Consider the following 23,045-nt stretch of genomic DNA (forward strand, 5'->3'; position numbering starts at 1 on the left):
GAATAGAGGGACAAAAAAAGAGCCTCGCCTGTCGATAAGGACGAGCGAGGCCAGGAGGGCGCATCGCAGACAGGAGAGGGAGGAGACACCTGCTGCTAAGATAAGGACGCGCCAGGAGAACCTGTTACAAACCGTTTCATGCAACTTCGGGAAGGAAAATCGTCTTCCCGTTCACTGTTGAAATGAAGATACGGTGATTTGCGGATTTGCGCTATCGCTAAAACTAACCATTAATTTCATGCATGCGCAGGCACCCGGGCCTTGCCCCGGTCCGAATCCATTAAAACTCTTTCAAGAAATACATGCGCCGCCGGCTTTTATTCGCCGCGGTTCTTCAGCCGGTGCACCAGGAGGCGCATCATGCGGTCGTTGAAGTTCTTCGATTCGACGCGGTCGAATCGTGCCTGGTCGGCATCGTGTTTTGTCACGGCATCGGCGGTCACCCGGTCGACCCGCGCCTGCATGCGCTCGCAATCGGATTCGGGGCGCAGCTTTTTCAGATCGCGCTCCAGGCCGCGGGCATGCTGGCGGGCGATCTCGGCATGGCGCTCCTCGTGGCGGCGGATGTCGCCTGCCAGCGTATCCCAGATGAGGGCGAGCGAGGCGGTCGTGCGGTTGCGGTTCTTCCAGCGCGGCAGGATGATCTGGGTGGACAGCGTCACCTTCGCCTCGCCGACTGCACAGCGGCTGCCGCGGCGCACATAGGTGACCGAGCCACCCCATTTGATCTTGGTGGCGCCGGGATGGCGCGCGCCGCTGTGCTTCATCATCGGGCCGCGCTTCGACAGTTCCGCATCGAGTTCCGCCGCGGTGTGGCCGCCGACGGAGAAATAGGCGAAGGTCTTCGACGTGATCGTCTGGGCGGCGGCCGGCTGAAGAGCGAGGCAGGTGAGGGCGGCAACGGCCATCAGGCGAGCGATGGTCTTCATTCGGTTCCGTATTCCTTTCGCCATCGGGTGTGCCCGATGCAGTGCCGGCGGACGGCGCCGGTTGAACTTCCCTTAAGCTTGGGGCATAGGCTCGGCAAGCGCAACACTCTTTCCCCGGCGCTGGTTAATTGCGGAAGGAAACCGCCATGTTCTCGCCGTTCGATCCCTTCCGCTGGGCGCTCGCCCATGGCCGGTTTCTGGAGCTCGGCCCGCGCGGCATCCTGATGGCGATCGTCAACGTGACGCCCGATTCTTTTTCTGACGGCGGAAAATTCGACAGCGCGGATGCGGCGGTGGCGCAGGCGATCCTCTGTCTGGAACAGGGCGCCGAAATCGTCGATATCGGCGGCGAATCGACGAGGCCGGGTGCTGCCCCCGTGACGGCGGCCGAGGAGCAGGATCGCATCCTTCCGGTCATCGAGGCGCTGGCCGGCACGACGGACGCCATCCTCTCCGTCGATACCTTTCGCGCCGAGACGGCCCGCCTCGCCATTGCCGCCGGTGCGCATATCGTCAACGACGTGCACGGCCTGCAGCGCGAGCCCGACGTTGCCCGGGTGGCCGCGGAAACCGGCGCCGGCCTCTGCATCATGCATACGGGCCGCGACCGCGAAAAACGGCCGGATGTGGTGGAGGACCAGTATCTCTTCCTCGGCCGTTCGCTGGAGATTGCCCGCGAGGCCGGCGTGCCGCGCGAGGCGATGGTGCTCGATCCGGGCTTCGGCTTTGCCAAGGATACCGACGAAAATCTCGAACTGATGGCGCGTTTCGGCGAGCTTTACGGTTTTGCGCTGCCTATTCTCGCCGGCACCTCGCGAAAACGCTTCGTCGGCGCGGTCACGGGGCGCGATGCGGCCGATAGGGATGTCGGCACCGCCGCGACGACCGCGCTGCTGCGGGTCGCAGGGGCTGCGGTCTTCAGAGTGCACGATGTCGCAATCAACAGGGATGCGCTCGCCATTGCCGATGCTATGCTCGCCGCAGGGCGCACGGTGAAGGCGCGCGAGGCGCGCGCCGCAGAGCCGGCCAGACAGGAAAGATCATGACCACCACCTACACGATCACGCTCAAGAACTGCGCCTTCTTCGCCCGCCACGGCCTGCACGATGCGGAAGAATTTTTAGGCCAGCGTTTCTTCGTCGATGCGGAGCTGGAGGTGCGGCCGCTGCGCCCGCTTTCCGACGACGCGATCGAATCGACCGTCGACTATGGCGTGGCCTTCCAGGAGATCGAGAAGATCGTCACCGGCCAGCGCCGCTACCTCATCGAGGCCCTGGCGCAGGAGATCGCCACCGTGCTTTGTGCCCGCTTCCCGCAGATTTCGCGCGCCCGCATCACGGTGCGCAAGCCGAATGCGCCGGTGCCCGGCGTGCTCGATTATGTGCAGGTCACGGTCGACCATGCCGTCTGAACGCTTCCGCCAGGCCTCGCTCGGCCTCGGCGGCAATATAGGCGATCCGGTGCGGGCGATGGCGCAAGCGCTCCAGGCGCTCGATGCGCGGCCCGATTGCCGTGTCACGGCCGTGTCCAGGCTCTACCGCACGCCGCCCTGGGGCAAGACGGACCAGGACTGGTTCTTCAACGCCTGCGCGCTGGTCGAGACGCTGCTGGAGCCCGAACCGCTGCTCGATACCTGCCTCGGTATCGAGCGCGACATGAAGCGTGAGCGCAAGGAACGCTGGGGTCCGCGCACCATCGATATCGACGTTCTGACTTTTGAGGGTGTCGCGCAGACCGGCGGGCGGCTGGAACTGCCGCATCCGCGCATGACGGGCCGCGGCTTCGTGCTGATGCCGCTCGCCGACGTGGCACCCACGCTGGAGGTGCAGGGGCGCACGGTCGAATCCTGGCTGAAGGATGCGGATGTCGCGGGCATCGAGCCGGCGAGCGCCGCCGCCGACTGGTGGAAGATTACTTGATCGAACCGACGGCGATGTCGTCGAGGTTGCGGTCGAGCGAGACGCCGATGACCGGGATCATCTTGTTTTCGACCTTCACCGAGATGGTGATGTTCAGCTTGTTGTCGCTTTCGAGGCGCGCGATCATCGCGCCGTTCAGCTTCTGGCGGTTGATGCCCATGACGACCTTGTTGCCGTTGACCTGGCCCGAGGTGATGTCGAGGCCCTTGCCGGCCGCGCCGTCGAGGAACTTGCCCTTGTAGGTGCTGCCCGCCTTGCTGATCAGCGCCGACATCGGCTGCTTGAAGACGCCGACGCGGCAGAAGCCGTCGAGCTGGATGCCGGCGCCCTTTGCGGGTGCCGTGTCGCCCGTCAGGTCGCAGGAGAATTTTGTGCCCTTGTACTTGCCGGCGACGATTTCGCCCTTGCCCTGCCAGTTGCCGGTGACCTGTTCAAAGAAGGCCTTGTCGCGCGATCCGGCGGATGCTGGCAGAGCGACGGTGGTGGCTGCGAGGAAGGCCGCTACGGAGGCGCGGGCGATCAAAGAGGTGCGCGAAAACATGAACGATCCTTGATGGGCGACGGCCATCTGGCCTGCTGTTGTGCGATGAGATTTGCGTGAAAATGGTTAATGGACGGTTTCCGACCGCCTTGCCCTTCGTCATTTGATCGGATCGCACCCCCGGAAAACCGGGTTGTTGCAGCAGGGTCACGCCTCGTCGCGCCGGCTGCTCCCAGTGCCCGGCGTCAGATCGCCGATGAAATCGCCGATGCCGGGCCGTTTCAGCGCGCGGAAGGGCATCGGGCGGCAGAGGTCCATGGCGGCAATGCCGATTCGTGCCGTCATGAGGCCGTTGATGACGCCCTCACCGAGCCGGGCGGAGAGTTTTGAGGCAAGCCCATGGCCCAGCACCTGCTGCACCAGGCTGTCGCCCATGGCGATGGAGCCGGTGACGGCGAGGTGCGCGATGACGTCGCGCATCAGGCGCAGCATGCCGATCTTCCCGGGCCTTCCGCCGTAGAGTTCGGCCATGCCGCGCACCAGCCGGCTGCTTTCGTAGATGACGTAGCCGAGATCGACCAGCGCGCGGGGGCTCACCGCCGTGACGATGGAGACGCGTTTGGCGGCGCCGAGAATCAGCGCGCGCGCCTCGCGGTCGAGCGGCGCCATCAGTTCGCGTTCGGCAAGGTCGACAAGATGGGCCGCGTCGATGATCTCGCCCTCCGTCTCGGCAAGCCGTGCCCGGCCGCGCGCCGTCTGCGGGCGGGCGGAGAGCAGATGCACCAGCCGGGCAACGATGGCGCGGCCGACCGACGGGGTCGGCGACAGGGTGGCGTCGACGACGTCGCGCTTCAGATCCTGTACGGCCGCGAGCCGCCGCAGGCCGATCAGTTCGCGCAGCACGAGGCCGAGCACGGCGAGGACGGCGACGGCCGCGGCACCGATCGCCAGATAGCCGAGCCAGTCATTGCGGCTGAACAGATCGCGGATCAGCGAATCGACCCACAGGCCGATCGCAAGCGAGACGAGCAGGCCGAGCGCGCCGAAGGCGATGCGGCCGAGCGTCAGGCGGCGCCGGCGCGGGGTGGCGACCGGCGGGATCAGTTCTGGCACGTCGGCCGTCGTTGCAATGAAGGGGTCCTCGGCATCCGGCGTCAGCCGGACGGCTTCGTCGAAGGCGGCGGGTGCGCGGGGTTTGGCGCGTTCCGGCGTGGTATCGGCGGGCAGCGAGAAGGCGGCGGGCTTGCGCGGACGGTCGTTCATGCGAGCCGGTCTCCGATCAGATATTGCAGCGCCCGGTCGAGCCGGATGTGCGGCACGGACAATTTCAGGCCGCCGCCGGTCTCCTCGATATGCGGCGGGCGGAAGCGCACGAAGTTCAGGAGATGCGGCGGCTCGCCTTCGGGAGCGGCATCAAGCGCTTTGAAAAGTGAATCCGGATTCTCCGGCAAGTCCCCGGGAAATATCGCTGTTTTGCGTTCGCCGTCGAAGACCTCGCCATTGATCCGCTCGCCCGCCATCGGCGTGCCGACGATGACCGGCAGCACCTGTCCGTCATGCGGCACGGTCGCCTCGCGGGTGGCGCGCACGGAGGCGAGCGCCATCACCTCGATGCCGGCGCCGCTCATGCCGATGCGCTCGATCGCCCGCTCGACCAGGCGGCGGGTGACCGCTTCGAGCCGCGCATGGCTCTCATGGTGCAGGTGGTCTGCCTTGGTGGCGGCGATCACGATGCGGTCGATGCGGCGCGTCACGAAGGAGGAGAGAAAGTTGTTGGAGCCGGCGCGAAAACAGTCGAGCACGTCGCCGAGCGCGCGCTCCAGGTCATGCACGGCCTCGGCACCGCGGTTGATCGCTTGCAGCGCGTCGATCAGCACGATCTGCCGGTCGAGCCGGGCGAAATGCTCGCGGAAGAAAGGGCGCACCACATGCGTCTTGTAGGCCTCGTAGCGCCGTTCCATCATGGCATGCAGCGAGCCCTTGGCGGGGCTGCCCTTGGGAAGGTTCGCCAGTGGCGCGAAGGTGAGCGCGGGCGAACCTTCGAGATCACCGGGCATCAGGAAGCGGCCGGGCGGCAGCGTCGAGAGCGAGCGTTCGTCGGATTTGCAGGCCTTGAGATAGGCGGTGAAAGCGTCGGCGAGCGCGCGGGCGGTTGCCTCTTCTCCGCTCGCGGCCGGATCGACCGTGGCGGACAGCGCCAGCCAGTCGCGCGCCAGTTCCGCGCGGATGCCCGAGCCGGCGAGCGCCACGGTGTTTTCGCTGAAGGCGCGAAAATCCTGCGCCAGCAGCGGCAGGTCGAGCAGCCATTCGCCGGGATAGTCGACGATGTCGATCGATAGTTTGCCGGGCGAGAACAGCCGGCCCCAGCCGGATGCGCTCTCATAATCGAGCGTGATACGAAGCTGCGAGATGGCGCGGGTCGAATCCGGCCAGACGCGATCGGCGACGAGCGCGCGGATATGGTCCTCGTATTGGAAACGCGGCACCGCGTCGTCCGGCTGCGGCTCCAGCCGGATTTTCGACACGCGGCCCGAGCGGCCGGCCTCGAACAGCGGCAGGCGGCCGCCATTCAGCAGATTGTGCACGAGGGAGGAGATGAAGACCGTCTTGCCGGCGCGCGAAAGACCCGTCACGCCGAGGCGGATCGACGGGTTGACGAGATTGGTGGCGCGGCCCGTCAAGGCGTCGAGCGCGAGCAGGGCTTCGTCGGTGAGGGTGGTCAGGCTAGGGGGCAAGGTCTCTTTCCAGCATCGAAGGCGATATAGGAAACGAAATCCGGCGGGAAAAGAGGTTGCCCTATGATCAGCGCGCCGGCCGTGGCGTCATGAAGCCGGCGAGGCAGGCTCCGGCATAGGCATCCTCGCTCGGCCGCTCGTCGAAATCGAGGATGGCGAGGCCCGCGGTCGGGTAGCCGAACGGGGCGGCGGCCTCCGCGATCTCCTTGCCGACCAGGCGGTGGAAGAATTCCTCGATCATCGGATTGTGGCCGACGATCATCACGGATGTTTCCTGACGGCTGGCGAAGGCGAGCTCTGCATAGGCGTCGATCGTGCCGGAATAGAGCTGGTCGACATGCTCGATCGTCAAATCCTGGCTGACCGAGCGGTGGAACGGTTCGGCGGTCTGCCGGCAGCGCGCCGCGGTGGAGGAAAAGATGAGGGACGGCTTGTAGCCCTGGTCGGCGGCTTCCTCGGCGATGACCTCGGCTTCGGCAAAGCCGTCATCGTCGAGCGAGCGGTCGAAATCCGACTGACCGGGCTCGGCCCAGGCGGCGCGGGCGTGGCGAAGCAGATAAAGCCGGAATGCCGGCGTACCAAGAGATGCCAAGTCTGTCCTCCATCCGCCTCGCGGCCGATGATCCGCGCCGCTTCCGACTTCATGTCTTTCCTCGCCGGAAAGATCAACCGGTTTTGCGAATGGGGGCATTCACGATCGTGTCGGAAACCGCCCGGTAGGCGAGCGTGTCTTCCAGCCGCTGCGGCCTTGCGAAGTAATAGCCCTGCATCATGCGGCAGCCGAGCGCCCGGAGCGCCACCATCTGCTCGTGGGTTTCCATGCCCTCGACGACGCAGACGCAGCCGATATTGCGCGACAGGTCGACGATGGTCTTGACGATGCTGCGGCTGAGTTCGTTCGTCGCGATGTCGACGATGAAGCCGCGGTCGATCTTGATCTTGGTGAGCGGCAGCTTGTGCACGTAGCTGAGGCTGGAATGGCCCGTGCCGAAATCATCGAGCGCAATGCCGATGCCGCGCTCGGCAAGGCGGCGGATGTTTTCGGCGGCGAGCGCAAAATTGCGCATGACGGCGGTTTCCGTCACCTCGATGTCGAGGCGGGCGGGATCGACCCCGCTTTCGGCGATGATGTCGAGCAGGGCGTCGACGGTCTTGTTGGAGACGACGTCGCGGGTCGAGAGGTTGACGGAGAGGCGGATGTGGTCCGGCCAGCTTTTCGCCGCCACAAGCGCCTTGCGCATCAAGGTCTCCGTCAGGCGGCCGATGATGCCGGCGCGCTCGGCGGCGCGGATGAAGACGGCCGGGGGTACGAGGCCGAGCGTGGGGCTCTCCCAGCGCGCGAGCGCCTCATAGGCGGAGATGCCATTGGTGTCCGCATCGACCATCGGCTGGAAGACGAGGTACATTTCGCTCTCGAAGTCGGCGGCGCGTAGCGCCTGCTGGATGCGGCCCTGCTCGTTGATCTCGGCCTCATGCTCTGCGGAGAAGACCACCGCCGTGCCGCGGAAATTCTGCTTGGCGAGGTAGAGGGCGAAATCGGCGCGGTCGAACAGCCGGTCGGCCGTCGTGCCGGCGTCGCCGAGGATCGAGATGCCGAGCGAGCCGGAAACCCGCGCCGTCTGGCCGTTGAAGACATAGGATTCCTGGAGTGCCGCGCAGATTTCTTCGCCCAGTCCGTGCAGCCGGTCGGGGCAGGGGCTGCCCTCGAAGACGATGCCGAATTCATCGCCGCCGAGCCGGGCGGGAAACACGCCCTCGCCGGAAAAGCCGGAAAGTCGCTCGCCGACCTCGATCAACAGCTTGTCGCCGATGCCATGGCCGAACGCGTCGTTGACCGGCTTGAAGCCATCGAGGTCGATGAGGCCGAGGGCGAGGCCGGCGCCGTTCTTCTCCGCCTCGGCGATGCGCTTCTCCAGCTCGGCGCGGAACTGGCGGCGGTTCGGCAGGTTGGTCAGGCTGTCGAGATTGGCGAGGCGATGGTTTTCGTCGCTGAGCCTTTGGGTTTCCGCCTGGCGCTCGGTCAAATCCTTCTGCGACTGGATGAGCGCGCCGAAATCCCGGTAATAGGTCAGCAGGATGAACACCATGGCGACGGTGACGAGCGCAACGTTGAGCGCCAGCGCCGTGAAGACCGGGTTGCCCGAGGTGCCGAAGAATATCGTGAACGGCCCGAGCACGATCGCCGTCAGCGCAAGGGCGGCGGCGCGCAGATGCATCAGGCAGAAGATGCAGCCGATCACCGTGTTGGCGATGTAGAAGGCGACATGGGACTGCTGGTAGGCGTCGCCGTAGGAAAACAGGCTCAGCGACCAGGCGCAGAAGCCGGCGCCGAGCAGCGCGGTGAGCCGATAGGTCGAGCGCAGCCGGCCGGTCGCTTCCTCATGCGTATAGGTCCGGTTGCGGCTGAACCACCAGTGCACCAGGCGGAACACGCTGACGGCATACAGCATGGACGGAATATAGAGGGTGAGAAGGGCGGGCGCTGCCTGGAAATGCGTGACCGTAAGGGCAACGGTATTGGTGACCAGCATGAAGTAAAGCAGCGGCACCTGCTTCGTAAAAGCGGCAAGCTGCGCCTGTACGAGTTCCGGATTGCCGGATTCGATCGTGAGAACGGCCTTTGCCCTGCTGAACATCAATGCGTGCTCCTGCCCTTACGGGAAGAAAAGCACGAGTTGCTAAAATAAGTCTGAATCCACAGGCGAGACAGTTTCGCGAAAGAAAATTCTCCTACTATTCCTCGCATACCGAATGCTTGTGCCTATATTTGCGGCAGGATGGCATGGCGGGCGGGCCATTGCGGCCCCTAAGTGCGGAATGGTTTGCGGGCCTTTACCGGCCGGTTTTGCCATCTCGTTGTAATCTTGATGAAATATTAGTCTGGCAAGGTTCAAAACAAAGGCAGGCGCGAAAATCCGTGGGTAAGTCCCGGCAGGCTTGAATCACGCAACCCGTGGGGATATACAGCGCGCCTTGAGATGTTCTTCAGGAGAATCGCGTTGAGTGAGAAGATCGATCTTAGCAATCTCGTCCTCAATGAGGACGATGAATTCATGAGTGCCAACCAGCGGGCTTACTTCCGAGCGAAGCTGAACGCCTGGAAAAACGACATCCTGCGCGAAGCGCGCGAAACCCTCGACCACCTGGCAGAAGAAAGCGCAAATCATCCGGACCTCGCGGATCGGGCTTCTTCGGAAACCGATCGTGCCATTGAACTTCGGGCACGCGACCGCCAGCGCAAGCTGATCTCCAAGATCGATGCGGCGCTGCAACGTCTAGACGAAGGCACCTACGGCTATTGCGAGGAAACGGGCGAACCGATCGGCCTCAAGCGTCTCGACGCCCGACCGATCGCCACGCTTTCGATCGAGGCGCAGGAGCGCCATGAGCGTCGGGAAAAGGTGTATCGCGACGAGTAAGCGTTTTCTGCAGAATTCCCGCAGGCGGCGTTGACGACGATCGAACACCGGAGATCTCCGGTGCCGGCAGCTTTTTTACTGCGCGGCATCGAGAGGGCCAAAAATTGAAGCCGTTGGAAGCATCCCTTCCAACGGTTTTTTTCTGTCCTCACGCAACGTAAGTCGACTCAGGCCTTGCGGTTGGCGGCGATTTCACCGAGCAGGCGGGCCATTTCGGCTTCGGTTTCTTCGCGGCTCTTGGCGCTCGCCTGTCCGCTCATCGCCGCGGTCTGCGTGGGGTTCGAGGTGGGCTGGACGCTGGTGCGGGCAGCGCTGCTCGCTGCGGCGTTGCTGGCCATTTCAGCTTCGAGGATCTTTTCGAATTCGCTGACGAGCGCGGGATTGTCGGCGATGTTGGTCGTCGGCTTGGCGAGCACCGCTGTCGTCACCGGGCGCTGTACAACCTGGCCGGTGGTGGATTGGGCACTCGTCGTCGTTACGGATTGCGGGCTCAGCACGCGCTGGCGGCTCTGTTCCAGCACGTCCTCGATGCGGCGTTCCGACGAGCGCTGCTCGGCATTCACCTGCGCCTGCTGGTTTGTCGTCACCGGCTGGGTGACGGTGCGCACCGGCACGGCGCGTGCGGCGCCCTCGTCGTCGCCGGCATAGAGCACCTTGGCCATGGCAGAGACGCCATCCGGCGTCGCGACCGCGCGGCGTTCCACGGCGCCTGCCGTCGTGGTGGCGGAGCTGGAGGACGCTGCCGAGCGTGCGGCGGCGGCGGTCTCGACGGCCTTGACCGGCGTTTCGCGCAGGACGGGCGCGGGTTCGGCGCGTTCGATGGTCTGGGTCGCCTTTTCGACGGCCAGGGTTGCCTTGTCGACGGGCTGGGCGGTTTCGGTCGAGGCGGTTGCGATGCGGGTTTCGATGACGATGTCGGTCGGGCCGCCAATCATCAGGAGATGTTCCACGTCGTCGCGGCGCACCAGCACGAGGCGGCGGCGCGTGTCGATCGCCGCGGCATCGAGCACGGCAAGCCGCGGCGTGCGGTTGCGCCCGCCGCGAATGAAGGGCGAGGAGGGACGGCCCCGGATGATCCACAGCACCAGTGCAAGGCAGAGCAGGCCGAGCAGCACCACCACGGCGGCGATGACGAACTTCGTGCCGTTCTCTGCGAGAATCTCCTGGAACATGGCGCGGTCACTCCTTCGGGCATTTGCCCTTTTTGGGCAGATTGCTGCATTTGACGGCTTTTTACGGGGTCCTACAAGCGCTTCGCCGCGCTTGTCCAGCACCGAATGCCGTCGTCATCGTCGCGTAAGTATGGCAGGTTACGAAAATTGCGATGTTTGAGCCGGGAATATTCCCTGTGAATTCGCGGCCTTGCTTCCCCTCGATGGCTTTTTGCGCTTCCCTCGTGCGGATAAACATGATTCTCGCATCGGGTCCCGGCCAAGCGCAAGGCCGGACGGATGCAGACGAGGGACTGATGACGACGATGAAGCGGCCGGGCGAGGACAATCTGCCGATCGTGGACCGCGGTGTGCGGCCGGCGGTGGCGCTTCGCGTCGTGCTGCTGGCGATCGTGCTCGCGGCATCCGCCGGCGCGTTCATCGTGTTCAAGAACCAACTCGACAACGAGCTCGTGCTCGGCGTTCTCGGCGTGCTCGCCATGGCCGGCATCTTCTTCGTCGTCTCGGCGCTGATCGGCTTCATCGAGATCATGCCGCAGGCCACGCGCTCCGACGACCTTGCCCGCGCCTTCCTCGATTCGCACCCGGACGGCACCGTCATCACCGATCGCAAGGGCCGCATCGTCTATGCCAACGCCGCCTATGGCGCGCTGACGGGGGCAAACGGCGAGGCGGAGGTGCAGACGCTCGAAACGCTGCTGTCGCGCAACCGCGACGCCACCGAGGCCGTCTACCGCCTGACGAACGGCCTGCACGAGGGCAAGGAGGGGGCGGAGGAATTCCGCGTCCAGAAGCCGCTCAACCCGTCTGCCGCCAACGGTTCCGGCGCGCAGTGGTATCGCCTCAAGGCCCGCGTGCTGCCGAACCGCGAGAAGGCCAAGCAGCCGCTCTATATCTGGCAGGTCTCCAACATCACCTCCGAGCGCGACGACCAGGAGCGCTTCTTCAAGGAATTGCAGAACGCGATCGACTATCTCGACCATGCGCCGGCCGGCTTCTTCTCCGCTGGCCGCAAGGGCGAGATCGTCTACCTGAACGCCACGCTTGCCGAATGGCTCGGCATCGATCTCGCGAAATTCCATCCCGGCGCGCTCTCCATCGCCGATGTCGTGGCGGGCGAGGGGCTGGCCCTCATCCAGTCCGTGCAGGCCGAGCCCGGCCTGAAGCGCACCGAGATGCTCGACCTCGACCTGCGCAAGACCAATGGCCAGAGCCTTCCGGTCCGCATCGTGCACCGCGTTACCTCGATGCGTGATGGCGCGCCGGGCGAAAGCCGCACCATCGTTCTGGCCCGCGAAGAAGGCGGCGAGGGCGACCAGTCCGCCTCGATCGCCTCGATGCGCTTCACGCGCTTCTTCAACAACACGCCGATGGCGATCGCCTCCGTCGATGGCAACGGCCGGATCCTGCGCACCAACGCGCCGTTCCTGAAACTCTTTTCCACCGTCGTCTCGCGCGACGATATCGACCACGGCGCCAAGCTTGAAACCATCGTGCACGAGACGGACCGGCTGCGGCTGCAATCCGCACTCGATGCGGCGAAGGACCGGCAGGGCGACATCGCGCCGCTCGATTCGCTGCACCCGGCCGACGACACCCGGCATTTCCGCTTCTACGTGAACGCCGTCATCGACCAGAGCGACGAGGCGCCGGAGGAGGCGGCCATCGTCTATGCCGTCGAGAGCACCGAGCAGAAGGCGCTCGAAACCCAGATGGCGCAGACGCAGAAGATGAATGCGGTCGGCACGCTCGCCGGCGGCATCGCGCACGATTTCAACAACGTGCTGACGGCGATCCTGCTGTCCTCTGACCACCTGCTGCTCTCCGCCCGCCCGTCGGACGCGAGTTTTGCCGATCTCATGGAGATCAAGCGCAACGCCAACCGCGCCGCCGTGCTCGTACGGCAACTGCTCGCCTTCTCGCGCAAGCAGACGATGCGCCCGACCGTCCTGAACCTCACCGACGTCATCGGCGACCTGCGCATGCTCGTCGACCGCATGACCGGCACGAACGTCAAGATCGAGGTCGAGTACGGTCGCGACCTCTGGGCGGTGAAGACCGATCTCGGCCAGTTCGAGCAGGTGCTGATCAACCTCGCCGTCAATGCGCGCGATGCGATGCCGGAGGGCGGCACGATCACCTTCCGCACCCGCAACGTGGAGGCCGAGGAGGCCGCCGCCCGCAATCTGCGCGACCTGCCGGAGGGTGACTACGTAGAAGTCGAAGTCGCCGACCAGGGCACCGGTATCCCGCCGGAAATCATCGACAAGATCTTCGAGCCCTTCTTCACCACCAAGGAAGTCGGCAAGGGCACGGGCCTCGGCCTTTCCATGGTCTACGGCATCGTCAAACAGTCCGGCGGCTACATCTATCTCGATTCCGAAGTCGGCAAGGGCACGACCTTCCGCATCCTCATGCCGCGCCACACCGAGGAAGAGTTGCCGGTCGATGCGACAGTACTGCAAGCCGGCGAAAAGCAGCCGGTCGCCGCCGTGCCGGCCGTGGAGAAGGAACCGCGCGACCTTACCGGCGGCTCGGCGGTCGTGCTGCTCGTCGAGGACGAGGAGGCGGTGCGCCGCGGCGGAAAACGCATGCTGGAAACCCGCGGCTATACCGTGCACGAGGCCGGCTCCGGCGTCGAGGCGCTCGACATCATGGAAGAGCTGAACGGCGCCGTCGACATCGTCGTCTCCGACGTTGTGATGCCGGAAATGGACGGCCCGACGCTGCTGCGCGAATTGCGCAAGACCTATCCCGACATGAAGTTCATCTTCGTCTCCGGCTACGCCGAAGACGCCTTCGCCCGCAACCTCCCCGCCGACGCCAAATTCGGCTTCCTGCCAAAACCGTTCTCGTTGAAGCAACTTGCGGAAGCAGTGCGGGAAATGCTCGACGCGTGAGGCTTGGGATCGTGCTTGCGCATCACGTTCTGCGCACATGCCCCGACAGATCCATCCAGTTCGGATTCGCCGCCGCGATGAGATTTACCTTGCACTGACGCGGCAAGTTCCTGATCGATTCCTGGCGCGCGACGGCTTTTTCAATCGTGTTGTGAAACTCGAACCATACGACCCTTGTCGCGCCGTCGACCGACATGGCTTTGGAAATACGACTATCAGGCCATCCCAGAGCGTGGCTCGTCAGATCGTGCGCGACACGAACGTAGAGCGCTCCGTTGCGGCTCGATTCCAAAATATAGACGCAGATCCGTCGCGCAGGTTTGGAATGGAACCCAGACGCATAGCACGGTTCCCGAAATCCCGAAGTGTGACGTTCCCGTTTCGGTTTGGGCCAATAAACCGGGTATAGCCAATCGCAATTCGTCCGCATGTCTTTCAGCCGATTCCGCGGCTTTCGCCGCGCACCAGATGGGCATCGCCTCTTTTGCGGAACGTCGTGTATTTCTCCCACTAACCCTTCAATACTGTGGTGCATTTGCAGCCCATTGCTGATCGCATTTTGAATGCAGGAGCGGCGGCTGGCATAGGCTTTGATGGAGGCCCCGATCAGGTGCCCATTTGCCGCTCTATGTTCCCAGTGCCAGCCCGTTTCCACTCTATGAATTTTCCACCTGTCGCCGATTGTCCGTTTGCCCCCACGCCTCATGATTTCCTCCCTTTGAGACATGCTCGCAAGGGTAGGCACTATTTTTGGGTTGTCCAGAAATCAAAAATACAACCTAAGGCGAGTTAGTGGATCGCCAAGTTGCAAAAATGTGCGAAAGATTGTAGTTTTTTGGCATGTCTTGAGGATTTTCTTAGGATTGCTGTGTGTTAATTTAAGCAACCTTTGATTGAGTAATTGTAAGATAGCCGAGCAAAATATTTTACTGCTTTTAGTCTCAACTCAAAAAATACCCCGGTACCCTGCCGGGGTTCATAATTCGTTCCCCGATCGCGCGAATCAGTTGAATCTGGTTGATTCGCTCATTGCAGACGATTTCGGCGTGCTCCGCATTGTCGAGTGTGCGGCCGACGGCGGCCTCCCTTGTGGAGCCGCCGCCTGAAAACCTTATTTCATCGGATAGACGAGTTCCTTCTCCGCCGTATCGACTACGAAGACCGCGAGCAGCTTGGCGGGGTCCGTCGTGCTGTCATTGGCGCTGACGCCGTGGCGGTCGCCGGGCAGTTCGGAAAAGTTCTCGCCTGCCTTGTAGACCTTGACCGGGCCATCATTGACCTGGCTGCGGATCGCGCCTTCGAGGACCGTCGCGTAGATGAAGGCCGAGGTCGGGTGGGTATGGCCTTCGGAAAAGCCGCCCGGCCCATATTCGACAAGCACGCCGCGGATGCTCTTGCCCGGTACGTTCGGCAGCTCGTGTTCGTAGACGAGCGTCACCTTCGCGGCCTCGCTGGCAAGCGAAGGGCTGGCGGTGGCGATTGCGGCGGCGAGTGCTGCGAAGAGGAGGGATGTTCTGGTCATGTCGATGCTCTTTATGGTGGGAAGGAAGGGAGTGCCGCGCCATGGCGGCACGCGGTTACCGGCGCGGGGCGGTAGCGAACCACTGCTTGAAAGTGTTTTTGCCAAGGCGCGGGTTTTCGTCCGAGACGAGCGAGCCGTCTTCGAGCTGGGCGCCGAAATAGCGGGCTTCGGGATCGGCTGCGACCTTGCGGGGATCGTTCATGGCCTGGAGGTAGAGCGCGACCAGTTCGTGAAGCCGAAAGCGCTCCGGGCCGGCAATTTCGATCGTGCCGTTGATCGGCGCGGCCTGCGCCACGTCCGCCATCGCATCCGCGACGTCGTCCGAGGCGATCGGTTGGACGTAGGCGGCGGAGAGATGGACGGTATCGCCGATCGTTCCCGACTGCGCGATGCCGCTGACAAACTCCATGAACTGCGTCGAATGCACGATCGTGTAGGGAATGCCGGACGCCTTGATCAGCTTTTCCTGTGCGAGCTTGGCGCGGAAATAGCCGCTTTCCTGCAAGCGCTCCGTGCCGACGACGGAGAGCGCGATATGGTGCTTCACGCCCGCCACCTTTTCGGCGGCCAGCAGGTTGCGACCGGAGGTCTCGAAGAACGCCATCACATCCGCGTCGGCGAAGGAGGGGGAGTTTGCGAGGTCGAGCACGACGTCAGCGCCGGCAAGCGCCTCGGCCAGGCCTTCGCCGGTGATCGTGTTGACGCCGGTGTTGGGCGAGGCGGCAATGACCTCGTGGCCATTTTTGCGCAGACGGTCCACGGTCTTCGAGCCGATGAGGCCGGTGCCGCCGATGATGACGATTTTCATGATAGGTCTCCCGTCGCGGCGCTGGGTAGCGCCACGGTTCCAGTGTTCGTGATGATCGCTGCGGATTAGCTGAGGCCGGCCTTGTCGAGGCCGTAGACCTTGTCGGCCGAGCCCGGCACGGACTTGAAGGCGATGCTGGCGCGGTTCCAGGCGTTGATCGCCATGATCGCGAAGGTGAGGTCGGAAATTTCCTTCTCGGAAAGCTGACCGCGCACGCGCTCGTAAAGCTCGTCCGGAATGCCACCCTCGGGCAGCTTCGTCAGGGCTTCGGTCCAGGCAAGCGCCGCGCGCTCACGCGGGATGAAAAGGGTCGATTCGCGCCAGATGGCGACGTGATGGACGCGCAGTTCGCTTTCGCCGTGGATCTTGGCTTCCTTCACATGCATGTCGAGGCAGAAGGCGCAGCCATTCATCTGCGAGGCCCGGATGTTCACCAGGTCGCGGATCTTCTGTTCGATGACGCTGCCCGCGAGCGCCATGCTCAGATCGGAAATCTTCTTGAACAGTTCGGGGGATTGCTGGGCGTAGTTCAGGCGTTGGGTCATATTCGCTCTCCTTAATTAAGGATGTTTAATATCCTTATGGATACAAGATATCCTTAATTGCTGGACTGTAAAGCCGAAACGGCATAAGCTTCGCGCATAAGGCTTATGTCGAAGAGTATGAGGCGGGCGATGGACATCGTATCGGCGTTGCGCACGTTCCTGCGTGTGGCGGAGACCTCTTCCTTCTCGGCCGCCGCGCAGGATCTCCACCTGACGCAGCCGGCGGTATCGCGGCAGATTTCCGCCCTGGAGGCGCGTCTCAACGTCCGCCTTCTCCACCGCACGACCAGTGCTCTGGCACTGACGGCCGAGGGGGAGCGCATCATCCCGATGGCGCTGCGCGTGCTGGAAGCCGTGGACGACCTTGGCGACAGCCTCGGTCAGGATGCCGCAACGGCGATGGGGAATGTGAAGCTCAGCGTCCCGGCGCCGCTCGGGCTTTTTCTCGCCGACCGGGTGGAAAGCCTGCTCGCGCGCCATCCCGGGCTTTCGGTCGAGCTGATCTTCAAGGAGGACGCCTCCGATCTCGTGCAGGACGGGATCGATCTTGAGGTGCGGATCGGCCCGGTGTCGGACAATGGCCTGATCTGTCGGCGGATCGGATGGACGACGGCGTTTCTCGTCGCCTCTCCCGCTTATCTTGCGACATGCTGTCCCCCGACCGCGCTCGAAGACCTCACCGACCACGCCTGCATCTGCTACCAGCGGGCGGGCGACAGTCGCGCCTGGTCTTTTTCCGATGGAGCGTGCGACGTCGCGGTTCGCATCACGCCGCGGCTGATCGCGCACAATGCCGTCGCGGTGCATCGCGCGACCGTCGCGGGCGCAGGCCTCTCGGTGCTCTCCCACATTCTCGCCCTGCCGGACATGCAAAGCGGCAGGCTTGTCGAGGTCATGCCCGATTTCCGGCCCACGCGGCTACCGATCAGCGTGGTCTATCCGTCACGGCGCAACATGCCGCTGCGCACGAAGGCGGTGCTGGAATTCCTGACCGAAGCCATCCACGGCGATCCCCTGATGCGCGCATCGGACGTCTAGGCCCGGCGGCAAGGGCGGCCTGATGAAGGCAATGAGATACGGCCTGGCGCCTAGCCCTCGACCGGGACGCCCAGGCCCACTTTCACGCGATCCATCGCAACGAAGGTGCGGAAGCGTTTGACATTGTTGTTGCCGAAGAAGAGGCGGTGGGTCAGGGCTTCGTAGTCGGCCATCGCCGGAACGACGACGACGAGGATGAAATCGGCTTCGCCGGTGACGTAGTAGCATTGCTGGATTTCCGGGGCGGCGGCGAATTCGCGCTTGGCCGCCTCGATCTGCGCCGCCGTCTCGCTGATCACCTCCACCTCCACGAAAATGGTGATGGATTGCCCGACGGCGACCGGATCGACGATAGCGACATTCGCCCGGATGACGCCCTCTTCGGTCATGCGCTTGATGCGGCGCTGGATGGCCGGTGCGGAGAGATTGACGGCCTCGCCGATGGTGCGCTGCGGCGTCGTGTTGTCCTTTTGCAGGATCGCGAGGATTTTTCGGTCGAAGGCATCAAGGCGCACGAATGGGTCTCCGGACGAAACAAACTTGCAAAACGGAGGCCGAATATCAGCGCTCATTTCGATGGGGTTGCAATATCTTTCAGCAGTCACATCGAAGGAGGCCGCCCATGTTTCTCAAGAATTCCCATGTCGACTATCGCGCTCCGCTCGATCCGCGCGATGCCGATACCCTTGGCATCGCCGCCGCCGCAGAGGTCGAACGTTATCTCTCCTTCCGTGACAACCATGCGGAGACGCCGCTCGTCGCCTTGCCGGGGCTGGCGGAAAAATTCAGTGTCGATGCGGTCCACATCAAGGATGAAGGGCATCGTCTGGGGCTCGGCAGTTTCAAGGCGCTTGGCGGGGCCTATGCGGTGATCCGGCTCGTTCTGGAGGAGGCCAGCAGGCGGCTCGACCGGGTCATCGACATATCCGAGCTTCATGCGCCGGAGGTGCAGGCCGTTGCGAGCAGCATGACGGTCGCTTGCGCGACGGATGGCAATCACGGCCGCTCGGTTGCGCAGGGCGCCGAGCTCGTGGGTGCGCGGGCGGCGATCTTCGTACATTCCGGCGTCAGCGATGAGCGTGTGGCCGCCATTGCCCGCTTCGGTGCGGAGATGGTCCGCGTCGAGGGCACCTATGACGATTCCGTGCGGCAGGCGGCGCGCGTGGCGGCCGAAAGGGGCTGGACCATCGTCTCGGACACGTCCTGGCCCGGCTATGAGCGCATTCCCGGTCTGGTGATGCAGGGCTATACCGCGCTCGTGCGCGAGGCGCTGCGGAAACTGCCGGAGCCTCCGACCCATGTCTTCATCCAGTCGGGCGTGGGCGGCATCGCCGCTGCCGTTGCCGGCCATCTCGCGCTCGAATTCGGCGAAGCCCGCCCGGTCTTCACCGTCGTCGATCCGGCCCGCGCCGCCTGCCTCTTCGAGACGGCGCGGGCCGGCCATCCGGTGACGATCGCGCATGGTGCGCCGACCGTCATGGCCATGCTCGAATGTTACGAGCCGTCGCTCATCGCCTGGCGTATCCTGTCCCGCGTCGCGGATGCGTTTATGACCGTCGACGAGGAGGATGCGGTTGCGATCATGCGGCAACTCGCCAATCCGGTGGCCGGCGATCCCGCCATCGTTGCGGGCGAAAGCGGTGGTGTCGGGCTTGCGGGCCTGATGCGTGTGATCGCCGATCCGGCGGTCAAGGCCGCGCTGTGCCTCGACGCCCGCTCGCGCATCTTCCTCGTGAACACGGAGGGGGCCACGGACCCCGGCAAATACGAGGAAATCGTCGGGTTTTCGCCTGCGGTCGTCGCGGCACGTAGCAATAAGGGCGCCGGTGCATGAGCCATCCATCGATCAATGCGGGGCGACTTCTCGGGCGTATCCGGACCCTTGGCTCCATCGGGCGTGATGGCGAAGGGCGGCTTGTTCGCCTTGCCGTCTCCGATACGGAAAAGCTGGGGCGTGATCAGTTCGTGGCCTGGCTGGAGGGAGCGGGACTCGACGTCGCCGTGGACCGCATCGGCAACATTTTTGGCATCTGGCGGCCGGAAGGCCTGGACGATGCGGCACCGCTGATGCTCGGCTCCCATATCGACACGGTCATCGATGCCGGCATCTATGACGGATGTTACGGCGTTCTTGCGGCGCTGGAGGTGATCGAGACCTTGAAAGCCGAGGCTTTTCGGCCATCGTACCCCGTGGTCGTCGCTGCCTTCACCAACGAGGAAGGTGTGCGTTACGCGCCCGACATGATGGGCTCGCTGGTCTATGCGGGCGGGCTCGATGTCGATGCGGCGCTCGCCTCGGTCGGGACGGATGGAACGGTGCTCGGCGACGAACTCGCCCGCATCGGTTACGCCGGCAGCTATGAACCCGGTTTCCTGAAGCCGTATGCCTATGTCGAACTGCATATAGAACAAGGCCCTGTGCTGGAGCGCGAAGGTGTCTCGATCGGTGCGGTCGAGAACCTGCAGGGGATTTCCTGGCAGCGGGTGACGATCGACGGCGACGCCAATCATGCCGGCACCACGCCGATGTCGATGCGCCGCGATGCCGGCCATGCGGCCGCACGCGTCATCACATTCCTGCGGGAGCGCGCGGTGGCCGCCAACACGCCGACCGTCGCCACCGTCGGCTGCATGCGCTTCGAGCCCAACGCCATCAACGTGATCCCGTCGCGCGCGACCTTCACGGTCGACCTGCGCGATCCGGACGAGGGGCGTTTGACGCAGGAGGAGGCGGCCCTTGCCGCATTCCTCGACGTCTTGGCGATGGAAGAGCGGGTTTCGGTTTGCGTCGAGCGGCTGGCCCGGTTCGAACCGGTCACGTTCGACCGAGGGATTGTCGAGCACATCGAGGCGGCGGCGAGGGAGCGCGGCCTTTCCTGCAAGCGCATGACATCCGGCGCCGGCCATGATGCGCAGATGATCGCCCGCATCGCACCGGCTGCGATGATCTTCGTGCCGAGCGCTGGTGGCATCAGCCACAATCCGAAGGAATATACCGCAGACGACGACCTTGTCGCCGGGGCCAACATCCTGCTCGATGTCGTTCGCCGCCTGGCCGCGGAAGGAGAATTGGCATGACCATCGACAGAAACGCGCTTCACGCAGAAATGATCGCCTGGCGGCAGGACCTGCACGCCCATCCCGAATTCGGCTTCGAGGAGAAACGGACCGCGGCCTTCGTGGCGGCGAAGCTTCGCGAATTCGGCCTCGACGAGGTCGTCGAAGGCGTCGGAGGCACGGGTGTCGTCGGAACGCTGAAGTGCGGAGCGGGCAATCGCGTCGTCGCGCTCAGGGCGGATATGGATGCGCTGAGGATTCCCGAGCAGGGCGACAGGGCCTATCGCTCGCAGAACCCGGGCGTCATGCATGCCTGCGGTCATGATGGACACACGTCGATGCTGCTCGGCGCCGCGAAGATGCTGGCGGAGGAGGGCGGTTTCGATGGCACGGTGCGCTTCATTTTCCAGCCGGCAGAGGAGTGGGGCAAGGGCGCGCTCGCCATGCTCGACGATGGCCTCATGCAGCGGTTTCCCTTCGATGAGATTTACGGCATTCATAACATGCCGGGCCTGCCGGTCGGGCATTTCGAGACGCGGCCCGGCCCTTTCATGTCCGCGGAAGACAATTTCGAGATCGTGCTTCAAGGTGTGGGCGGCCATGCGGCGCGGCCGCATTGGGGCAGCGAGGTGCTCGTCGCGGCCTGCGCGCTGGTGACCAGTCTCCAGACCATCGTCTCGCGCCGGCTGAGCCCGACGGATGTGGGCGTCGTTTCGGTCACGGAACTGATCACCGACGGCACGCGTAACGCGCTTCCGGGCCTGGCGCGCGTGCTGGGCGATGCCCGAAGCTTCCGGCCGGAGGTGAGCGCTTCCATCGAAAAGCAGATGCGCGTCATCGCGGAGGGCACGGCGCTGGCGCACAACGTCACCGCGACGGTTGCCTATACGAGGGAGTTCGTGCCGCTTTTGAACGATACCACGCTCGTTGAGGAAGCCTTCGCCGTCGCACGCAGTATTCTGCGGCCGGATGACGTCCGGCTCGCGGCCGAGCCGATGACGGGGTCGGAGGACTTTGCACATTTCCTCGCCCACGTACCTGGCTGCTTCGTCTTCCTTGGCAACGGCCGGGAGTCGCCGCCGCTGCACAATCCCAACTACGATTTCAACGATGAAGGGCTCCTGCACGGCGCGGATTTCCACGCCGGAATGATCCGGCGCAGATGCGCGGTCGGGTGATCAGAGCTTTCTGGCGGTTTCCAGAAAGGCCTCGAACTGTTCCTGCGGCACGAAGGATCCGCCGGTCGTCCAGACGATGTGGGTCGCCTGCGACAGGTGATCGGCGATGTTCAGTCGCTCGCAGAATGCACGGCCCTGCGGATGTTTCACGACGAATTCCGGCCCGGCGAAGCCTGCGGTCGCAGAGGGTTCCAAGCGCAAGCCCTGGGTCTCATGGGCGAGAAGCAGCCAACGAAAGAGCGATATGTCATAGACCGTGAAGACGCCGGCGAGCATGTTGCGCATGACGCGCGCCACGAAGGCCGACATGCGCGCGACGGCCATGCCGTCGGCTTCGGTCCTGTTGCTGAGGCCCACATCGTAGACCGAGACGAGGTCGTCCGAGCCGCTCATCATATGGACGAGCGCGCAGGGCGACTGGACGGGCTCGACGAAGAAACAATGGACAAAGTCGCCGAAGACTTTCTTGGCGCCATAGGTGACGCCGCCGGGCGCGCCGCCGATGCCGCATGGTAGATAGAGAAACAGCGGATGGTCGGCATCGACGACGATGCCCTGCGCACGGAGCTGTTCTGCGAGTTCCAGCGCCGCGACGCTGTAACCGAGGAACAGCTGCCGGGATTGTTCGTCGTCGACGAAATAGATGGACGGGTCGCTTTCCGCGAGGAGGCGGGCGTTCTCGACGGCGGTGGTGTAGTCCGCCTCGTGCTGCACGACCTCCACGCCGAGCCTCCGCAGCCGCTCCACCTTCCAGGTCTTGGCGTCGGACGACATATGGACAGTGGCGTTGAAGCCGAGGGCGCGGGCGGCGACGCCGACGCTAAGGCCGAGGTTTCCCGTGCTGCCGACGGCGATCGTGTGGCGGGAGAACAGAGCTTTCGCCGCGGCGCCGGCCAGGTCGCGGATATCCTGACCGTCCGTCAGGAGGCCTTCGCGCCTGGCGAGCGCCTCGGCGAAAACGAAGACCTCATAGACGCCGCCGCGCGCCTTGATCGACCCGGCGACCGGCAGCGCGCTATCCGCCTTCACGAAGACGCGGCCGAATTCGGCGCCGCTATAGCCGAGGGCATCACGAAGGGCCTCCAGCTCGATCAGGTTCGAGCGGATTGCACCCGCCGTCGCCTTCAATTCGGGAAAGCGGGTTTCAAGCAGCGGTGCCAGCCGGATCCAGTTCGCCTGCGCCTCGTCGACCTGGTCGGGGTTGAGCGGCAGGGAAGCGTCGCCGATCGCGTTGTCGCGGTACAGCGAATTGGTCCAGAGCGTCGGGCGGGCGGCAAGTACATCCGCGCGGGCGGGGTCGTTCGGCAGTTGAAATGTCATCGCGGCTTCCATTCTGGTTGCG

The 23,045-nt window shown here is 64.2% G+C and carries 22 protein-coding genes; 9 read left to right on the forward strand and 13 right to left on the reverse strand.

The window, feature by feature from the left end; genetic code table 11:
- Positions 1–317: 317 nt before the first annotated feature.
- Positions 318–929: a DUF922 domain-containing Zn-dependent protease gene (locus AC1RWL_RS12320; protein WP_493094598.1), complete on the reverse strand. Its 612-nt coding sequence runs from the start codon at positions 927–929 to the stop codon at positions 318–320.
- 146 nt (positions 930–1,075) lie between these two features.
- Here AC1RWL_RS12320 and folP point away from each other — a divergent pair, with 146 nt between their 5' ends.
- From folP to folK, 3 genes are read left to right on the forward strand one after another with little or no spacing between them, the layout of a single operon-like run.
- Positions 1,076–1,975 carry a dihydropteroate synthase gene (gene folP, locus AC1RWL_RS12325; RefSeq protein WP_493094597.1) on the forward strand — a complete coding sequence of 300 codons (900 nt, stop codon included), beginning with the start codon at positions 1,076–1,078 and terminating at the stop codon, positions 1,973–1,975.
- Positions 1,972–2,340, forward strand: coding sequence for a dihydroneopterin aldolase (gene folB / locus AC1RWL_RS12330; RefSeq protein WP_023512200.1), 369 nt, complete (start codon positions 1,972–1,974; stop codon positions 2,338–2,340). Before folP ends, folB begins: the two co-directional genes overlap by 4 nt.
- Complete coding sequence (folK, locus tag AC1RWL_RS12335; protein WP_493094596.1) at positions 2,330–2,848, forward strand: 2-amino-4-hydroxy-6-hydroxymethyldihydropteridine diphosphokinase; 519 nt, start codon at positions 2,330–2,332, stop codon at positions 2,846–2,848. Before folB ends, folK begins: the two co-directional genes overlap by 11 nt.
- On the opposite strand, the gene AC1RWL_RS12340 is transcribed toward folK, so the two are convergent.
- The 5 genes from AC1RWL_RS12340 to AC1RWL_RS12360 all read right to left on the reverse strand — a co-directional run bounded on the left by AC1RWL_RS12340 (position 2,841) and on the right by AC1RWL_RS12360 (position 8,700).
- Positions 2,841–3,389, reverse strand: coding sequence for a hypothetical protein (locus AC1RWL_RS12340; protein WP_493094595.1), 549 nt, complete (start codon positions 3,387–3,389; stop codon positions 2,841–2,843). The two genes, folK and AC1RWL_RS12340, sit on opposite strands and share 8 nt — an antisense overlap.
- Positions 3,390–3,536: 147 nt before the next feature.
- Positions 3,537–4,592 (reverse strand): YcjF family protein, encoded by a 1,056-nt coding sequence (locus AC1RWL_RS12345; protein ID WP_493094594.1) that lies wholly within the window; start codon positions 4,590–4,592, stop codon positions 3,537–3,539.
- Positions 4,589–6,064: a YcjX family GTP-binding protein gene (locus AC1RWL_RS12350; protein ID WP_493094593.1), complete on the reverse strand. Its 1,476-nt coding sequence runs from the start codon at positions 6,062–6,064 to the stop codon at positions 4,589–4,591. Before AC1RWL_RS12350 ends, AC1RWL_RS12345 begins: the two co-directional genes overlap by 4 nt.
- Before the next feature lie 67 nt (positions 6,065–6,131).
- On the reverse strand, positions 6,132–6,656 hold the full coding sequence (locus AC1RWL_RS12355) for a SixA phosphatase family protein (RefSeq protein ID WP_493094592.1): 525 nt from the start codon (positions 6,654–6,656) through the stop codon (positions 6,132–6,134).
- A gap of 73 nt (positions 6,657–6,729) precedes the next feature.
- The gene (locus AC1RWL_RS12360) at positions 6,730–8,700 is read right to left on the reverse strand and encodes a putative bifunctional diguanylate cyclase/phosphodiesterase (protein ID WP_493094591.1); all 1,971 of its coding nucleotides are present in this window, start codon (positions 8,698–8,700) and stop codon (positions 6,730–6,732) included.
- Between the two features lie 363 nt (positions 8,701–9,063).
- Between AC1RWL_RS12360 and dksA the strand changes: the two genes are divergently transcribed.
- A complete protein-coding gene (gene dksA, locus AC1RWL_RS12365; RefSeq protein WP_256115660.1) occupies positions 9,064–9,483 on the forward strand; it encodes an RNA polymerase-binding protein DksA in 420 nt (139 codons plus the stop codon).
- Positions 9,484–9,650: 167 nt separating this feature from the next.
- On the opposite strand, the gene AC1RWL_RS12370 is transcribed toward dksA, so the two are convergent.
- Positions 9,651–10,655 carry a flagellar biosynthetic protein FliO gene (locus AC1RWL_RS12370; RefSeq protein ID WP_493094590.1) on the reverse strand — a complete coding sequence of 335 codons (1,005 nt, stop codon included), beginning with the start codon at positions 10,653–10,655 and terminating at the stop codon, positions 9,651–9,653.
- Positions 10,656–10,951: 296 nt separating this feature from the next.
- Between AC1RWL_RS12370 and cckA the strand changes: the two genes are divergently transcribed.
- Positions 10,952–13,555 (forward strand): cell cycle histidine kinase CckA, encoded by a 2,604-nt coding sequence (cckA, locus tag AC1RWL_RS12375; RefSeq protein ID WP_493094589.1) that lies wholly within the window; start codon positions 10,952–10,954, stop codon positions 13,553–13,555.
- A gap of 22 nt (positions 13,556–13,577) precedes the next feature.
- On the opposite strand, the gene AC1RWL_RS12380 is transcribed toward cckA, so the two are convergent.
- The 4 genes from AC1RWL_RS12380 to AC1RWL_RS12395 form a co-directional block, all read right to left on the reverse strand.
- The gene (locus tag AC1RWL_RS12380; protein WP_493094588.1) at positions 13,578–14,210 is read right to left on the reverse strand and encodes a hypothetical protein; all 633 of its coding nucleotides are present in this window, start codon (positions 14,208–14,210) and stop codon (positions 13,578–13,580) included.
- 456 nt (positions 14,211–14,666) lie between these two features.
- On the reverse strand, positions 14,667–15,077 hold the full coding sequence (locus AC1RWL_RS12385; protein WP_319321752.1) for a cupin domain-containing protein: 411 nt from the start codon (positions 15,075–15,077) through the stop codon (positions 14,667–14,669).
- 55 nt (positions 15,078–15,132) lie between these two features.
- On the reverse strand, positions 15,133–15,885 hold the full coding sequence (locus AC1RWL_RS12390; RefSeq protein ID WP_493094587.1) for an SDR family oxidoreductase: 753 nt from the start codon (positions 15,883–15,885) through the stop codon (positions 15,133–15,135).
- 65 nt (positions 15,886–15,950) lie between these two features.
- A complete protein-coding gene (locus AC1RWL_RS12395; RefSeq protein ID WP_256115667.1) occupies positions 15,951–16,430 on the reverse strand; it encodes a carboxymuconolactone decarboxylase family protein in 480 nt (159 codons plus the stop codon).
- Positions 16,431–16,559: 129 nt separating this feature from the next.
- Between AC1RWL_RS12395 and AC1RWL_RS12400 the strand changes: the two genes are divergently transcribed.
- Positions 16,560–17,468 (forward strand): LysR family transcriptional regulator, encoded by a 909-nt coding sequence (locus AC1RWL_RS12400; protein ID WP_493094586.1) that lies wholly within the window; start codon positions 16,560–16,562, stop codon positions 17,466–17,468.
- Positions 17,469–17,518: 50 nt separating this feature from the next.
- Here AC1RWL_RS12400 and AC1RWL_RS12405 read toward each other — a convergent pair whose 3' ends face one another.
- The gene (locus AC1RWL_RS12405; protein ID WP_493094584.1) at positions 17,519–17,983 is read right to left on the reverse strand and encodes an Lrp/AsnC family transcriptional regulator; all 465 of its coding nucleotides are present in this window, start codon (positions 17,981–17,983) and stop codon (positions 17,519–17,521) included.
- Between the two features lie 107 nt (positions 17,984–18,090).
- Here AC1RWL_RS12405 and AC1RWL_RS12410 point away from each other — a divergent pair, with 107 nt between their 5' ends.
- From AC1RWL_RS12410 to AC1RWL_RS12420, 3 genes are read left to right on the forward strand one after another with little or no spacing between them, the layout of a single operon-like run.
- A complete protein-coding gene (locus tag AC1RWL_RS12410) occupies positions 18,091–19,302 on the forward strand; it encodes a diaminopropionate ammonia-lyase (protein WP_493094583.1) in 1,212 nt (403 codons plus the stop codon).
- Positions 19,299–20,546, forward strand: coding sequence for a Zn-dependent hydrolase (locus AC1RWL_RS12415; RefSeq protein WP_493094582.1), 1,248 nt, complete (start codon positions 19,299–19,301; stop codon positions 20,544–20,546). The genes AC1RWL_RS12410 and AC1RWL_RS12415 overlap by 4 nt, the downstream gene beginning before the upstream one ends.
- Positions 20,543–21,703 (forward strand): M20 aminoacylase family protein, encoded by a 1,161-nt coding sequence (locus AC1RWL_RS12420; protein ID WP_493094581.1) that lies wholly within the window; start codon positions 20,543–20,545, stop codon positions 21,701–21,703. The genes AC1RWL_RS12415 and AC1RWL_RS12420 overlap by 4 nt, the downstream gene beginning before the upstream one ends.
- Here the strand turns inward: AC1RWL_RS12420 and dsdA are convergent, their stop codons facing one another.
- On the reverse strand, positions 21,704–23,023 hold the full coding sequence (gene dsdA / locus AC1RWL_RS12425; RefSeq protein ID WP_493094580.1) for a D-serine ammonia-lyase: 1,320 nt from the start codon (positions 23,021–23,023) through the stop codon (positions 21,704–21,706). It lies immediately after the preceding gene.
- Positions 23,024–23,045 lie beyond the last annotated feature (22 nt).

The organism is Shinella sp. GW821-FHT10F02 (assembly GCF_058809275.1).

Coding starts and splice junctions, on each gene's coding strand:
- AC1RWL_RS12320 (WP_493094598.1), bottom strand. CDS start 929: ATGAAGACCATCGCTCGCCTGATGGCCGTTGCCGCCCTCACCTGCCTC.
- folP (WP_493094597.1), top strand. CDS start 1,076: ATGTTCTCGCCGTTCGATCCCTTCCGCTGGGCGCTCGCCCATGGCCGG.
- folB (WP_023512200.1), top strand. CDS start 1,972: ATGACCACCACCTACACGATCACGCTCAAGAACTGCGCCTTCTTCGCC.
- folK (WP_493094596.1), top strand. CDS start 2,330: ATGCCGTCTGAACGCTTCCGCCAGGCCTCGCTCGGCCTCGGCGGCAAT.
- AC1RWL_RS12340 (WP_493094595.1), bottom strand. CDS start 3,389: ATGTTTTCGCGCACCTCTTTGATCGCCCGCGCCTCCGTAGCGGCCTTC.
- AC1RWL_RS12345 (WP_493094594.1), bottom strand. CDS start 4,592: ATGAACGACCGTCCGCGCAAGCCCGCCGCCTTCTCGCTGCCCGCCGAT.
- AC1RWL_RS12360 (WP_493094591.1), bottom strand. CDS start 8,700: ATGTTCAGCAGGGCAAAGGCCGTTCTCACGATCGAATCCGGCAATCCG.
- AC1RWL_RS12370 (WP_493094590.1), bottom strand. CDS start 10,655: ATGTTCCAGGAGATTCTCGCAGAGAACGGCACGAAGTTCGTCATCGCC.
- cckA (WP_493094589.1), top strand. CDS start 10,952: ATGACGACGATGAAGCGGCCGGGCGAGGACAATCTGCCGATCGTGGAC.
- AC1RWL_RS12385 (WP_319321752.1), bottom strand. CDS start 15,077: ATGACCAGAACATCCCTCCTCTTCGCAGCACTCGCCGCCGCAATCGCC.
- AC1RWL_RS12390 (WP_493094587.1), bottom strand. CDS start 15,885: ATGAAAATCGTCATCATCGGCGGCACCGGCCTCATCGGCTCGAAGACC.
- AC1RWL_RS12395 (WP_256115667.1), bottom strand. CDS start 16,430: ATGACCCAACGCCTGAACTACGCCCAGCAATCCCCCGAACTGTTCAAG.
- AC1RWL_RS12400 (WP_493094586.1), top strand. CDS start 16,560: ATGGACATCGTATCGGCGTTGCGCACGTTCCTGCGTGTGGCGGAGACC.
- AC1RWL_RS12410 (WP_493094583.1), top strand. CDS start 18,091: ATGTTTCTCAAGAATTCCCATGTCGACTATCGCGCTCCGCTCGATCCG.
- AC1RWL_RS12415 (WP_493094582.1), top strand. CDS start 19,299: ATGAGCCATCCATCGATCAATGCGGGGCGACTTCTCGGGCGTATCCGG.
- AC1RWL_RS12420 (WP_493094581.1), top strand. CDS start 20,543: ATGACCATCGACAGAAACGCGCTTCACGCAGAAATGATCGCCTGGCGG.
- dsdA (WP_493094580.1), bottom strand. CDS start 23,023: ATGACATTTCAACTGCCGAACGACCCCGCCCGCGCGGATGTACTTGCC.